Annotated in this window: 11 protein-coding genes; 8 read left to right on the forward strand and 3 right to left on the reverse strand. The window is 49.5% G+C overall.

All coding sequences use genetic code 11. The features are described 5' to 3' along the window. The first annotated feature begins 55 nt into the window (after window positions 1-55). The 5 genes from adhE to Q320_RS0100940 all read left to right on the forward strand — a co-directional run bounded on the left by adhE (window position 56) and on the right by Q320_RS0100940 (window position 6,662). The gene (adhE, locus tag Q320_RS0100920) at window positions 56-2,689 is read left to right on the forward strand and encodes a bifunctional acetaldehyde-CoA/alcohol dehydrogenase (protein ID WP_027467436.1); all 2,634 of its coding nucleotides are present in this window, start codon (window positions 56-58) and stop codon (window positions 2,687-2,689) included. A gap of 160 nt (window positions 2,690-2,849) precedes the next feature. Continuing rightward, window positions 2,850-4,085 carry a lipoprotein-releasing ABC transporter permease subunit gene (locus Q320_RS0100925; RefSeq protein ID WP_027467437.1) on the forward strand — a complete coding sequence of 412 codons (1,236 nt, stop codon included), beginning with the start codon at window positions 2,850-2,852 and terminating at the stop codon, window positions 4,083-4,085. After that, entirely contained in the window at window positions 4,078-4,752 is a 675-nt protein-coding gene (gene lolD, locus Q320_RS0100930) for a lipoprotein-releasing ABC transporter ATP-binding protein LolD (protein WP_027467438.1), read from the forward strand. The genes Q320_RS0100925 and lolD overlap by 8 nt, the downstream gene beginning before the upstream one ends. 194 nt (window positions 4,753-4,946) lie before the next feature. After that, window positions 4,947-6,221: a tyrosine--tRNA ligase gene (gene tyrS / locus Q320_RS0100935; RefSeq protein WP_027467439.1), complete on the forward strand. Its 1,275-nt coding sequence runs from the start codon at window positions 4,947-4,949 to the stop codon at window positions 6,219-6,221. Between the two features lie 87 nt (window positions 6,222-6,308). Beyond that, a complete protein-coding gene (locus Q320_RS0100940) occupies window positions 6,309-6,662 on the forward strand; it encodes a hypothetical protein (protein WP_027467440.1) in 354 nt (117 codons plus the stop codon). Between the two features lie 134 nt (window positions 6,663-6,796). Here Q320_RS0100940 and Q320_RS0100945 read toward each other — a convergent pair whose 3' ends face one another. Next, window positions 6,797-7,456: a hypothetical protein gene (locus tag Q320_RS0100945; protein ID WP_027467441.1), complete on the reverse strand. Its 660-nt coding sequence runs from the start codon at window positions 7,454-7,456 to the stop codon at window positions 6,797-6,799. A gap of 67 nt (window positions 7,457-7,523) precedes the next feature. After that, complete coding sequence (locus Q320_RS0100950) at window positions 7,524-8,348, reverse strand: class I SAM-dependent methyltransferase (protein WP_027467442.1); 825 nt, start codon at window positions 8,346-8,348, stop codon at window positions 7,524-7,526. A 408-nt stretch (window positions 8,349-8,756) separates the two neighbouring features. On the opposite strand from Q320_RS0100950, the gene Q320_RS17915 reads away from it, so the two are divergent. The 3 genes from Q320_RS17915 to Q320_RS17920 are packed head-to-tail and all read left to right on the forward strand — an operon-like array spanning window position 8,757 to window position 11,472. Further along, on the forward strand, window positions 8,757-10,091 hold the full coding sequence (locus tag Q320_RS17915) for a M23 family metallopeptidase (RefSeq protein ID WP_051534355.1): 1,335 nt from the start codon (window positions 8,757-8,759) through the stop codon (window positions 10,089-10,091). A gap of 15 nt (window positions 10,092-10,106) precedes the next feature. Then, window positions 10,107-11,195 (forward strand): anhydro-N-acetylmuramic acid kinase, encoded by a 1,089-nt coding sequence (locus Q320_RS0100960; RefSeq protein WP_211251147.1) that lies wholly within the window; start codon window positions 10,107-10,109, stop codon window positions 11,193-11,195. 55 nt (window positions 11,196-11,250) lie between these two features. Continuing rightward, window positions 11,251-11,472, forward strand: coding sequence for a DUF2164 domain-containing protein (locus Q320_RS17920; protein ID WP_051534356.1), 222 nt, complete (start codon window positions 11,251-11,253; stop codon window positions 11,470-11,472). 67 nt (window positions 11,473-11,539) lie between these two features. On the opposite strand, the gene Q320_RS0100970 is transcribed toward Q320_RS17920, so the two are convergent. Beyond that, the gene (locus Q320_RS0100970) at window positions 11,540-13,612 is read right to left on the reverse strand and encodes a prolyl oligopeptidase family serine peptidase (RefSeq protein ID WP_027467444.1); all 2,073 of its coding nucleotides are present in this window, start codon (window positions 13,610-13,612) and stop codon (window positions 11,540-11,542) included. Window positions 13,613-13,625: the final 13 nt, after the last annotated feature.

Here is a 13,625-nt window from a genome sequence, read left to right on the forward strand (position 1 = left end):
TCTAATGGCATAATCAACACAATACTAACAACTGGTGAAATCTCAGGAGATTGCAATGACTGTAACTAACGTACAAGAACTTGACGCACTCGTCGCTCGTGTCAAAAAGGCGCAGCAACTTTTTGCCAGTTACTCGCAAGAACAAGTGGATGAGATTTTCCGTGTTGCTGCACTGGCTGCAGCCGACGCACGATTACCACTTTCTAAAATGGCCGTCGCTGAAACGGGCATGGGGATTGTTGAAGACAAGGTTATCAAAAATCACTTTGCCTCTGAATATATCTACAACGCCTACAAAGACGAAAAAACCTGCGGCATTTTGTCGACTGATGATGCGTTTGGCACCATGATTATTGCCGAGCCGATCGGGATTATTTGCGGCATTGTGCCAACGACCAATCCGACATCAACTGCAATTTTTAAAGCATTGATTTCGCTTAAAACCCGCAACGGCATTATCTTTAGCCCACATCCTCGCGCCAAAAACTCAACCTGCGCCGCAGCGCGCTTAGTGCTTGAAGCTGCCGTTGCCGCTGGTGCGCCGCGCGATATCATCGGCTGGATTGATGAACCAACGGTTGAACTATCGAACCACCTAATGAAACATCCAGACCTTAATTTGATTTTGGCGACGGGTGGTCCAGGCATGGTTAAGGCGGCGTATAGCTCTGGCAAGCCTGCCATTGGCGTTGGTGCAGGCAATACCCCGGTTGTCATTGATGAAACAGCGGACATTAAACGTGCCGTGGCTTCTATTTTGATGTCAAAAACGTTTGATAACGGCGTGGTCTGTGCATCTGAACAATCCGTTATTGTGGTCGACAGCATTTATGAGCAAGTCAAAGAGCGCTTTAACGCCAACGGCGGCTACATCCTCAATAAAAAAGAAACCGAAGCCGTACGTAAAGTAATTTTGGTGAACGGCGGCTTGAACGCAGCCATTGTCGGTCAATCAGCACTCAAAATCGCCGATATGGCAGGCATTAAAGTACCTATCTACACCAAGGTATTGATCGGCGAAGTGACTTCAGTGGGTGAAGAAGAGGAATTTGCCCACGAGAAGCTCTCCCCTACTCTAGCCATGTATCGCGCTAAAGACTTCTTTGATGCGGTAACTAAGGCTGAGGCTTTAGTTGCTCTTGGCGGGATTGGTCACACTTCAGGACTGTATACCGACCAAGATTTACAAGGCGAGCGCATTGCTTACTTCGGCGACAAAATGAAAACAGCGCGTATTCTGATCAACACGCCTGCGTCGCAAGGTGGGATTGGTGACCTATACAACTTCAAACTCGCCCCGTCGCTCACATTAGGTTGCGGCTCTTGGGGTGGTAATTCGATTTCGGAAAACGTGGGCCCGAAACATTTACTCAACAAAAAAACCGTTGCGAAGCGAGCTGAAAATATGTTGTGGCATAAACTCCCCAAAAGCATTTACTTCCGGCGCGGCAGCTTGTCGATTGCACTTAAAGAAATGGCCGGCAAAAAACGCGCCGCGATTGTGACTGACCGTTTCTTGTTTAATAACGGTATGTGCGATGAAACAATTCGTGTTTTGAAGCAACAAGGTTTAGAGGTCGAAGTTTTCCACGAAGTAGAAGCTGATCCGACTTTGGCAGTGGTGCGCAAAGGCGTGGCAATGCTCAATAGTTTCAAACCGGATGTGATTATTGCGCTCGGTGGCGGCTCGCCAATGGACGCAGCAAAAATCATGTGGGTCATGTACGAACATCCTGAAGTGCACTTTGAAGATTTGGCGCTGCGCTTTATGGATATCCGTAAACGTATTTATACCTTCCCGAAAATGGGCATTAAAGCGGAACTGATTGCCATTCCAACGACATCAGGCACTGGCTCAGAAGTAACGCCATTTGCCGTGGTGACCGATGAAGTGACTGGCATGAAATACCCAATCGCCGATTATGAACTCACGCCGAATATGGCGATTATTGATTCGAATTTGGTAATGAATATGCCAAAAACGCTAACGGCTTTCGGCGGTATCGATGCGGTAACCCACGCACTCGAAGCCTACGTTTCTGTCTTGGCGAATGAGTTCTCTGATCCGCATGCTTTGCAAGCGCTTAAATTACTCAAGCAATATCTGCCATCGTCTTACACCAACGGTGCAAACGATCCAAAAGCACGCGAACAAGTTCACAATGCAGCAACGATTGCCGGCATGTCGTTTGCCAATGCTTTCTTGGGCGTTTGTCACTCGATGGCGCATAAAATTGGTGCCGAATTCCACTTGGCACATGGCTTAGCCAATGCCTTGTTGATTAGCAACGTGATTCGCTATAACGCGGTGGACATTCCAACCAAACAAACTGCATTTAGCCAATACGACCGTCCGCAAGCAAAATGCCGTTATGCTGACATTGCCGAACATTTGGGCCTAGCAGGTAAAAACGACGATCAGAAAGTGGAAAGCTTGATTGCTTGGGTGGATGAACTCAAACAAGTACTCAATATTCCAATGTCGATTAAAGACGCGGGCGTAAATGAAGCTGACTTCTTGGCGAAATTGGATCGTGTTGCCGAAGAAGCGTTTGACGACCAATGCACGGGTGCAAATCCACGCTTCCCGCTCATTAGCGAATTGAAACAAGTCTTGCTCGATAGCTACTATGGCCGCCCTTACCATGAAACTTATGGTGTGATAGCTGAAGCGAAACCAGCAAAATAAGGGGTAGTCAGCAAAAGCTTTCTTGCATCCTTGTCGCACCATAAAGTTTTTTAGCTAGCACTTAAATCCAAAAAGCCCGCAATAGCGGGCTTTTTGACGTCGGATGATACGCGTCTGCCGTGGTAAACTTCAGCCCCATACAAATCAGAGTGGATTTTGCATGTATGAATTATTAATCGGCCTTCGCTACACTCGCGCCAAGCGCCGCAATGGCTTCATTTCTTTTATTTCGCTGGTGTCAATTTTAGGCATCGCGCTGGGCGTTGCCGCATTGATTATTGTGCTATCCGTCATGAATGGCTTTCAAGAGGAAGTGCGCAATCGCATTTTAGGGATGGCTTCGCACATTACTGTAACCAGCCCTGATAACACATTAGTTAACTGGACTTCGGCAGCGCAAACCAGCGCGGCAAATCCGCACGTACGCGGCGCAGCGCCGTATGTACTGGGGCAAGGCTTATTTACTAACGGCAGCCAAGTCAAAGGCGTAATGGTGCGCGGCATTGATCCGGCGCTAGAACCTAAAGTCAGCGAATTAGCCGATAAAATAGTCGCCGGTCAACTCGATGCTTTACGCAGTGGTGAGTTTTCGGTGGTATTGGGCTGGGCTTTAGCGCAAGAGTTGGGCGTCACCTTGGGCGATAAAGTCACGCTGATTACGCCACAAGGTCAAGTGACACCAGCAGGGCTAATCCCACGGCTGCGGCAATTTACCGTTGGCGGCATTTTTAAGGCCGATTACTACCCTTACGACGCCAATTTGGCACTCATCAATCTGACTGACGCACAAAAACTATTTCGTACTGGCGATGCAGTGACTGGCGTGCGGCTTAAAATCGACAATTTATTTAAAGCGCGCGAAGTGGCGCGAGAAATTAACCGCACTTTGCCAGATTTGATTGTTGCCGACTGGAGCCAAGAAAATCCAACGTATTTCCGTGCCGTTGAAATCGAAAAACGCATGATGTTTATTATTTTGACGCTGATTGTCGCTGTGGCGGCTTTTAATCTGGTTTCGACTTTGGTAATGCTTGTGACCGACAAGCAAGCCGATATCGCCATTTTGCGCACCTTAGGTGCGTCGCCCCGTTCGATTATGAAGATTTTCCTCGTTAACGGTGCGATTTCCGGCTTTATCGGCACCGCAGCCGGTGTCATTGGCGGCGTGTTGGTCGCGGCGAATATTGGTACGATTGTGCCCTTTATTGAGCGTGTGATCGGCGCACAAATTTTATCAGCGGACGTCTACTTGATTACTGAATTACCATCAAAAATCATCCCGAATGATGTCATCAGCATCGGCGTGATTTCTTTATTACTCGCGCTACTGGCCACACTTTATCCAAGCTGGCGCGCCTCGAAGGTCAATCCTGCGGAGGCTTTGCGCTATGAGTAAAGTGATAATATCTGCTCAGCAAGTGGGTAAAACGTATATTTCGGGCAAGCTCTCTACCCCTGTGCTGACTGGGGTGGATTTTGAACTCAAAGCGGGCGAAATCGTCGCGATTGTCGGTGCATCGGGTTCGGGTAAGTCCACCCTACTCCACTGCCTTGGCGCACTGGATACGCCGAGTTCTGGTACGGTCAATTTGCTGGGCAAAAATCCGTTTGATTTAAACGAGCAAGCGCGCGGTGAATTGCGTAATCAGCACTTAGGTTTTGTGTATCAGTTTCACCATTTGCTACCCGAATTTACCGCGGCAGAAAATGTCGCGATGCCGCTGTTGATTCGGCGCATGAAAAAGGCCGATGCCTTGGCGCAAGCGGAAGCAATGCTAGCCAAAGTCGGCCTCGCGTCGCGCAGCCATCACAAGCCCGGTGAATTGTCCGGCGGCGAGCGCCAACGCGCTGCGATTGCACGCGCCTTGGTGACCAGCCCAGCTTGCGTTTTGGCCGATGAGCCAACGGGCAATTTGGATCGCACAAATGCGGCGGTGGTGTTTGATTTGATGCTGGAATTAGCAAGGGGTAGCGGTACTGGTTTTGTCATCGTCACCCACGACACCGACCTCGCCGCCCGTTGTGATCGAGCGCTACGATTGGATCTAGGAGTATTGAGCTAGACGTCATTACTAATAATGACTACAAGCCAATACCTAAAAATAATTGGATCACGAAAAACACGAAAATAATTCAAAAATGAAAGAAAACTCTTCCGTGTTTAAAAATACGACTAAGGTTTTCTTTAGTGTTTTTTGCCTTTGCGTTCGTGCCTTTCGTGATCAAGTGTTTTAGTTTTTGATTTGAGAGATAAAAAATGAGTACTTTTAATTTATTGGCCGACCTAGAACAACGCGGCTTGATCGCGCAGCAGACGGATGCTGTTGCGCTGGAAAAACTCTTATCCGAGCAAGCGATTACCTTGTATTGCGGCTTTGATCCGACTGCGGACAGCTTGCACATCGGTAGTTTGGTGCCGCTCTTGGTACTTAAACGTTTCCAGCAAGCGGGCCACAAACCGATTGCCTTGGTCGGCGGCGCTACCGGCATGATTGGCGATCCATCGTTTAAAGCGGCCGAGCGCAAGCTCAATACGCTGGATGTGATTGAAGGCTGGGTCGGAAAAATCCGCACCCAAGTAGAGCCTTTCTTGAGCTTTGACGGCGACAATGCCGCGATCATGGTGAACAATCATGACTGGTTCGGCAAAATGGACGTACTGACTTTCTTGCGCGACATTGGCAAGCACTTTTCCGTCAATAATATGATCAACAAAGAGTCAGTGAAGCAGCGAATTAACCGCGATGGCGACGGCATTTCCTTCACCGAATTCACCTACAGTCTGCTGCAAGGCTATGATTTTGTTGAGCTAAATGCACAATACGGTTGCCAGTTACAAATCGGCGGCTCGGATCAATGGGGCAATATCACCGCAGGCACGGATTTAACGCGTCGCATGCGCCAACAATCGGTACATGGCTTAACGCTGCCTTTGGTGACCAAAGCCGATGGCACGAAATTTGGCAAAACCGAATCGGGCACAATCTGGCTAGATCGCAAAAAGACTTCGCCGTATAAGTTTTACCAATTTTGGCTATCGAGCGCCGACGCGGACGTGTACCAATTCTTGCGCTACTTCACTTTCCTTAGCGTTGCCGAAATTGCAGCCATTGAAGCCACCGATCTTGCTTCAGGCAAAAAACCAGAAGCGCAGCGCATTTTAGCGGAACAAGTCACTGAGCTGGTGCACGGCAAAGACGCGGTTATCGCTGCGGAACGGATTAGCCAATCTCTGTTTGCCGAAGATCAGAATGCTTTGACCGAACTGGACTTTGAGCAACTTGCGCTCGATGGTTTGCCGACATTCGAATTAGCGCGCGACGCGAATGGTTTGATCGATGTGTTGGCGGCGACTGAATTGGCGACATCAAAAAGCCAAGCGCGTGGCTTTATCGAAAGTGGCGCAGCGATTGTGAATGGCGCGAAAATCATAGACTTGACGGCGACGATCACAGAAGCTGACTACAAATTCGGCCGCTACACGCTATTGCGCCGTGGCAAGAAAAACCATGCGCTGGTGGTTTGGAAGTAATTGTGTAGGTATTGCCATGCAGATATTGCTTAATAAAGGCCACATGGCAATACCCGTTGAATCCTGCTTAATAGTTAGGAATTACAAATGAAGCCGAAATATCTTCGAGAAACGACACTAGCCATGTGTGTAATGAATATGGGTGGTTTCGTATTCATTGACCCCGCAGTGGGTTCAATTTACGAACAGGCAATCATATTTGGAATAATCATTGCATGCACTTATGTTGTCCTCTGGTTTTATTGGAACGGTAAAAATTGGGCGCGCACTCTTGTTCTGCTAGGCGCGTCACTTTCGTTAATTAATATCCTTTTTATTGGCTCTGCGAGCTTGGCGGGCTCAATCCTCATCATGTTTGAAGCTGCCTTTGGCTTGCTTATGCTTTGGTGGCTTAATACTACTAAAATTAAATCTTTCTTTAGAGGTATTGCAACCAAGTAATGTGTGCAGGTTTTGATTTTCCGTGCGAATTGGTGGAATGCGCTTCGCTTATTCACCCTACTTGCAGGCACTGCATTTATTAATGCTGTATTGACACGCACAAATAAGGGCGTTCTTTTAAAGACGCCCTTACTTTACCTAAAATCCATTTCATATTCTTCAATCGCCCGATCAATTTCGCCGTCCGTCCACGCCAGTGCCGCGCTAAACACCGCCATTCTGCCCACATAACCGTCCAAACGCGCGAACTGCGTAATTACCATATATTCAGCGCGACCAACGTAATCATCAACAACCAATGTCCAGCCCGACTGCGCGTGCAAAGCCCGAATCACCTTGAGTGCGCAGGCGACACGAAAGCGGCCATCGATCAAGATCAAATCGGGCGTGTGATTGTTTTGGAATAATTCAGCGGGAAAATCGGAGTAACGCCTAAATTTTGTTTGGCGACTTTGACTTAGTGAAGCCCAAATTACCGGCTGACTCCATTCGCGCGTAAAGCCGATATTGCGCTGCAAATAACATTGCGTTACTGGATTAAACAAGCCATCCGTGGTGATTTTTTGCTTCACCGCGCGCAGGAAAAACCGATCCGAATCGATACACACAAACGGTTTATTGAGTTTAGCGGCCAAATACGTCGAACCGCCCGAACCGAACTCCAAGTAATTTTGTGATGCCTGTAGTTTTTGCTCAAACCAGAGGCTCGTTGCATCACTATCAAAATGCGGCGCACTCGGCACCGCAAAACCTTGAATGCGCTGGACGTATAAAAATTGGAGTAATTCCAGCATATCGCGCCTATGTTGGCCGTTCGTTATTCTCGTGAGCAACGCGTCGCGTTTCACACCCGACGATTGCTCAATACAAAAATCGCCCTGCCATATCGCCCAGATTGGTTTCTTCTAAAATCTGCGCGATTTTTTCGCGAGCTTGTTTGCGCGGGGCGTCTTTGCTTTGGCTGGCAATAATCAGCTCGTTTTTCATCGAATGCTCCCAGCCGACCAATTCGGTTACCGTCACTTGGTAGCCATTGGCTTGCAATTGCAGGCAGCGCAGTACATTGGTGAGTTGGCTACCAAATTCGCGGGTATGAATCGGGTGGCGCCACATTTCGGCCAACGGCGTTTTCGCTAAGGATTTACTTTTGTGTTTGCGCAGCACGCTGGCGACTTCGGCCTGACAGCAAGGCACCAGCACCATGTGGCGCGCATTTTTTTCTAGGCCAAATTTAATCGCATCATCCGTCGCCGTGTCGCAGGCGTGCAGCGCGGTGACGATGTCGATTTGCGCGGGCATTTCTTTGGCGGCAGCGGCTTGTTCAACCAACATATCCAAGAAAGTCATACGTTCAAAGCCACACAAAGTCGCCAATTCACGCGATTTTTGTACCAGTTCCGAGCGAAATTCGGTGCCGTAAATATGCCCGGCTTTTTTATCTTTAAAAAACAGGTCGTAAATAATAAAACCCAGATAGGACTTGCCCGCGCCATGGTCGACCAAGGTCACGTGCTCGTGATCGGCCAGCGTTGATTTTAAGAGCGGTTCAATAAAGTTAAATAGGTGGTAAACCTGTTTGAGTTTACGGCGGCTATCTTGATTGAGTTTGCCATCGCGAGTCAGGATATGCAGCGCTTTTAATAGCTCATGCGATTGTCCGTCGCGAATTTCGGGAATGGCGTTCATCGTACTTCCTATTGATTGATCGTATTCAGGTAAAATTTTGCACATCCGCCTCGCCGTACAGCTGAAACTGACGACGTACAGGCTGCAATCAAACTTTTACAAACGGGCTATTTATTAAGGTATTTGCTTCTGCCTCAGGGCTAAAAAGGCTTACAAGGCAATACATCATCTTTGATGCAAAATTAATCCGTAGTAACTATTTACACTCGTCGCCTACCGTCGTGAAAAAAATTCATTTGATGCTAAAGTGGCGAGCTGTTTGTAAGCTAGTCGCTACATAGTGATTTTTTCAATACAGATTTGCAGTTGCGAAACCCAAATATCAACAGCCCCTAGAGGGTCGTTGGGCCATTGAACTCTCAGCGTTCTTTTGCCTCTTAGCCTTGCCGCTTTACGGAAACTTGACTTATGAAATGGATTTTACCGCAAACCCCCGCGCAAGGGCGTGGAAACACCTCAAGCTCCGACAATGCATCTTGGCAAAAACGCCACCTTACATGGCTGGCCGCCGCTGTATTTGTCCCTGTTAGCCTCACGATGACGGCCTATGGTGTCGTTGAATATGGCCCCAGCGAAAGCGTGGTGATTGCCAAAGTCACACAGCAATTATCGACGCCCGAATTAGTCAGCACACCAAGCGATACACCATTTTGGCGCGAAGAAACCATCCAAACGGGTGATGGTTTAGGTAAGATTTTCAGTAAATTGGCCATCAACGATTTGCAAGCATGGGAATTTGTTCGTAGCGATCCCGCCGCGCGTGCCTTGTATGAGCTCTCTGCTGGGCGCTCGATTCGTGCGCAAACCACGCCTGAGGGACGTTTGCTGCAAATGAGTTACCTCAATAAAGCCGGTGAGCTAATCCAGATTCAGCGTACTGGCGATGAATTAAGCACGCAGATCGCGCCTGCCGTCGCGGAGAAAAAAACCGAATATAAAACTGGCGTGATTCAGTCGTCGTTTTATGCGGCCACCGATGCGATTGGCTTGCCCGACGCGGTGGCGCAGCAATTGATTGATGCGTTTGAAGGCAAGGTCGACTTTCACCATGATTTACAAAAAGGTGACCAGTTTTCGATTGTCTATGAAACAGAGCGCAGCAACGGCGAACTGCTACGCACTGGCCGCATTTTGGCGGCACAATTTATCAACAATGGCAAAACGCATGAAGTGATCTGGTTTGAAACGCCGGGCGTCGCGGGCGCTTATTACGATGGCGACGGTAATAGCAGCGCGCAAAGCTTTTTGTCTGCGCCCGTAAAATTCTCGCGAATTAGCTCAGGGTTTTCGATGCGCTTTCATCCCGTGTTGTTTACGTGGAAATCGCATAAAGGCATTGATTATGCCGCGCCAACGGGCACTGATGTGCTCAATACCGCCGATGGCGTCGTAACGCGTGTCGCGCAAGATGGCGGCTACGGCAAATTTGTCGAAGTGCAGCATGGCGATCAATACAGCACCTTGTATGGGCATTTGTCCGCGCACGCCAAGAATTTAAAAGTCGGCCAAGTCGTCAAGCAAGGTGACATTCTGGGCGCAGTCGGCCAAACGGGGCGCGCCACAGGCCCGCATTTGCACTACGAATTCAAAGTCAACGGCAAGCAAGTCAATCCATTGGCGCTTAAATTACCCAATGCCAAGCAGCTGGATGCAACGCAAATGGCGCAATTTAAGCCCTTCGCGCACAGCATAAAACAGCAACTAGCCTTACTCAACAAGGTAGAATTGGCGCAACTTGATTAATGCAGAGTCGTGAGCATGGCGCAATTGTTTGTCGGATTAATGACGGGAACGAGCTTGGATGGCATTGATGCCGTCGTCGTGAATTTAGGCGGCGCAAAACCGCAACTCATCGCCAGTCTTGGCGCGCCACTCCCACCAGCACTGCGCGAGCAATTGCTGCAATTGCAATCGCCATCCATTGATGAAATCCATCTGGCACAGCTCGCCGCCAATGCACACAGCCGCGCTTGCGCCGATGTCGTGCTGGCTTTGTTAAGCAAAGCAGGTCTACAAGCCAGCGACATTGTCGCGATTGGTAATCACGGGCAAACCATACGCCACCGGCCCGAGTGCGGGTATACGCTGCAAATCGGCAACCATGCTTTGCTAGCGGAATATACTGGCATTAGCGTGGTGGGCGATTTTCGCTCGCGCGATATTGCCGCCGGTGGTCAAGGCGCGCCGCTGGTGCCCGCGTTTCATCAAGCGCTGTTTGCACAAAACAATTCCAATCGCGTCGTACTTAATATTGGTGGCATTGCCAATTTGAGCTGGCTGGCTGCCAATGGTGACGTGACTGGCTTTGATAGCGGCCCAGGCAATGTATTGATGGATTTGTGGATTTATCAACACTTGGGATCGCATTACGATGCCAATGGCGATTGGGCGGCTTCTGGTGTGGCACTGCCTGATTTGCTGGCGCAAATGCAGGCTGAGCCGTTCTTTACACAAGCCGCACCGAAAAGTACAGGGCGTGATCTCTTTCATCAAGCGTGGTTGCAAGCGCACTTAGCAGGTCGCATCGATAAGCCACAAGACGTGCAAGCGACCTTGTGCGAATTGACTGCATGGAGCATCGCCAGCGCGATTTTGCAGCAAGGCCAGCCCGATGAAGTTTTTGTTTGCGGCGGCGGCGTTCATAATCGCCACTTAATGGCGGCGCTCGCGCGATACCTGCCGTGCGCAGTACACAGTACGGCGCAATTGGGCGTGGATCCAGATTGGGTGGAGGCATTTGCGTTTGCTTGGCTGGCAGAGCGTTGTGTAGCAGGCTTGACGAGCAATTTACCCGCCGTCACTGGTGCATCTGGAGAGCGAATTCTGGGTGCGATCTGGCCCGCATAAAATTACGTCGTAGATTCAAAGTCCACGAACTGAACACCCTATTGAAGAACACATCATGCCCCTACAACTCGACAAAACCTTGCACCCACAATTGCACGCATCAATTCAACGTTATTGCAGCGAAGAATTGGACACCGACATCGGCGAGCTACAAGCATCGTTTTTGCTCGATTTCATTCTGCGAGAAATTGGCCCGCATATTTACAATCAAGCGATTAGCGATCGCGCAAGCGCAATTGATTCAACACGTCGAGGCGCTGCCAGAAAGTTGCTTTGAATTGACGGGCAGTTATTGGTCGAAAAAGAAACGCTAACGTATAACATGGGTATTGCGCTGTAGGACTTTATGAATAGCACCTACAAGGCAATACCCTCTCGTCCATTAATTGTTGATATAAAAAAGTCAGTGCACGGGCTAAATCACTGGCCATTTCTTGCGCTCCGACACCACCGCGATGCCCGCCCTTCTCGTTTTCATAAAACAGTACTTCATGCCCCAAAGCCTGCATTTTAGCGACCATTTTTCTGGCATGCGCCGGATGGACGCGGTCGTCTTGGCTGTTTGTCGTGAATAAAACCTTAGGGTAGCGCTGCTCCGTCGCCGATTTGATGTGCTGGTATGGCGAATATGCGGCGAGCGCAGCGTAATCCTCAGCTTGATTCGGGTCGCCATATTCATCGACCCAACTCGCGCCAGCGTGCAGCTCGGTGTAACGCAGCATATCGAGTAAGGGCACTTCGCACACCACGGCATTAAAAATTTCTGGCCGCTGCGTCAAGCAAGCGCCGACCAACAAGCCGCCGTGGCTACCACCTTGAATCCCTAAGCGGCGCGGCGATGTGATGCCGCGCGCAATTAAGTCTTCTGCAATCGCAATGAAATCATCAAAACTCAGTTGGCGATTACGCCCTTGTGCCGCTTGATGCCAAGCGGGGCCAAATTCACCACCGCCACGAATATTCGCAACCACAAACGCGCCGCCCTTGGACAGCCATTGCGGCCCCAGATTGTCGACATAGTATGGCAGCAAAGAAAGTTGAAAACCGCCGTAGCCATACAGCAAGGTTGGCGTTTGTCCGTCCAATACCAAACCTTGGCGATGCACGACAAAATACGGGATCTGCGTGCCATCGTTGGCGTTGGCAAAATATTGTTGATACGTAAAATCGCTGCTATCAAAAGCAGCAACTTGCTGGCGCAGCAATTCTGGCGCTTTCCCAGATTGCAGCTCGTAACGATATAATCCTGCTGGTTGCAAAAAATCACTGTAGTTGTAATACAGCACATCGCTGCGCCACGGCTGATCGACAAACTCAATCGCACCCGTTGTGGGCAAGGGATTAGCACAGACTTGCCATGCGCCGCCCTCCTCACCAGAGGCCCAAATAAAGGTATGGATTTGGCTTTTAACGCAATCGAGCACATTCACCGCTAGGCAATTGAACGTCGCATCTAAGCCTTGAATCGTTTGCTGTGCCGTCGGCACCAGCAAAACCTGAACACGGCCAAGCTGACCACTGCTAGCCTCACATTGAATCGCCAGCAAAGCGCCGCTTGGATATTGCACACCCTGCCAAGTCCAATTCATTGCAATTTTGACGATCAAATCACCATGGCTATACGCAAAAACATCACAGCGCAGCGGCAGCGTGATTTGTTGCAAGCTCAAATCTGGCGTAATGCAGTAATACACTTTTTTATAAAAACTCAGCGCCACTTCAATGACGTCCAGCACCGCCGTATCACCATCCAGAAAACGCCACGCCAAAGCTTTCAGCGCCGATTCAGGGATTACCGCCAGCGAAATGGCCTCCTCCCAAGCTTGCCCGCGCAATTGCAAGCACACCTCACACGAGTAGCCCGCATGCGTGAGCTGGCTTTCATCCCACGCGGGGCACACCAACACGCTATTGGCATCACGCCAATGGATTTGGTTTTTGCCAAATGGAAATTGAAAGCCATTCGGCACAAACCGCCCTATCTCCAAATCAAATTCACGGCAAACACTGGCATCAGAGCCAGCGACATTCAAGCTGATTAAGCATAAATTCGGCTGCAGAATGCAATGCGAAATACCGGCCAAATGCCAATCGACCTCTTCCTGCTGCGCCAGTGCGTCTAAATCGAACACCACAGTCCACTCGGTATTTTCGCTTTGATATGAATGAAGCGTCGTGCGGCGATATGCGCCGCGTGGCGATTGAGGGCTTTGATAAAAATGGTAAAGCCAACCTGCATGCTCGGCAAAGTAAGGGATTTGCTGTGTGGATTGGCTAAAGCTGAGAATTTCTTGCTGCATGGGTGCGCAGCGTGGATCAAAATCAATTTGCTCAATACAACGCTGATTTTGCGCCGCTACCCAGTCTCGAGATGCTAAATGATCTTCTAAGAATGAAAATGGGTCGTTCGCTAGCATGGCTTTCTGGTAT

Source organism: Deefgea rivuli DSM 18356 (genome assembly GCF_000620145.1).
Lineage (GTDB): Bacteria > Pseudomonadota > Gammaproteobacteria > Burkholderiales > Chitinibacteraceae > Deefgea > Deefgea rivuli.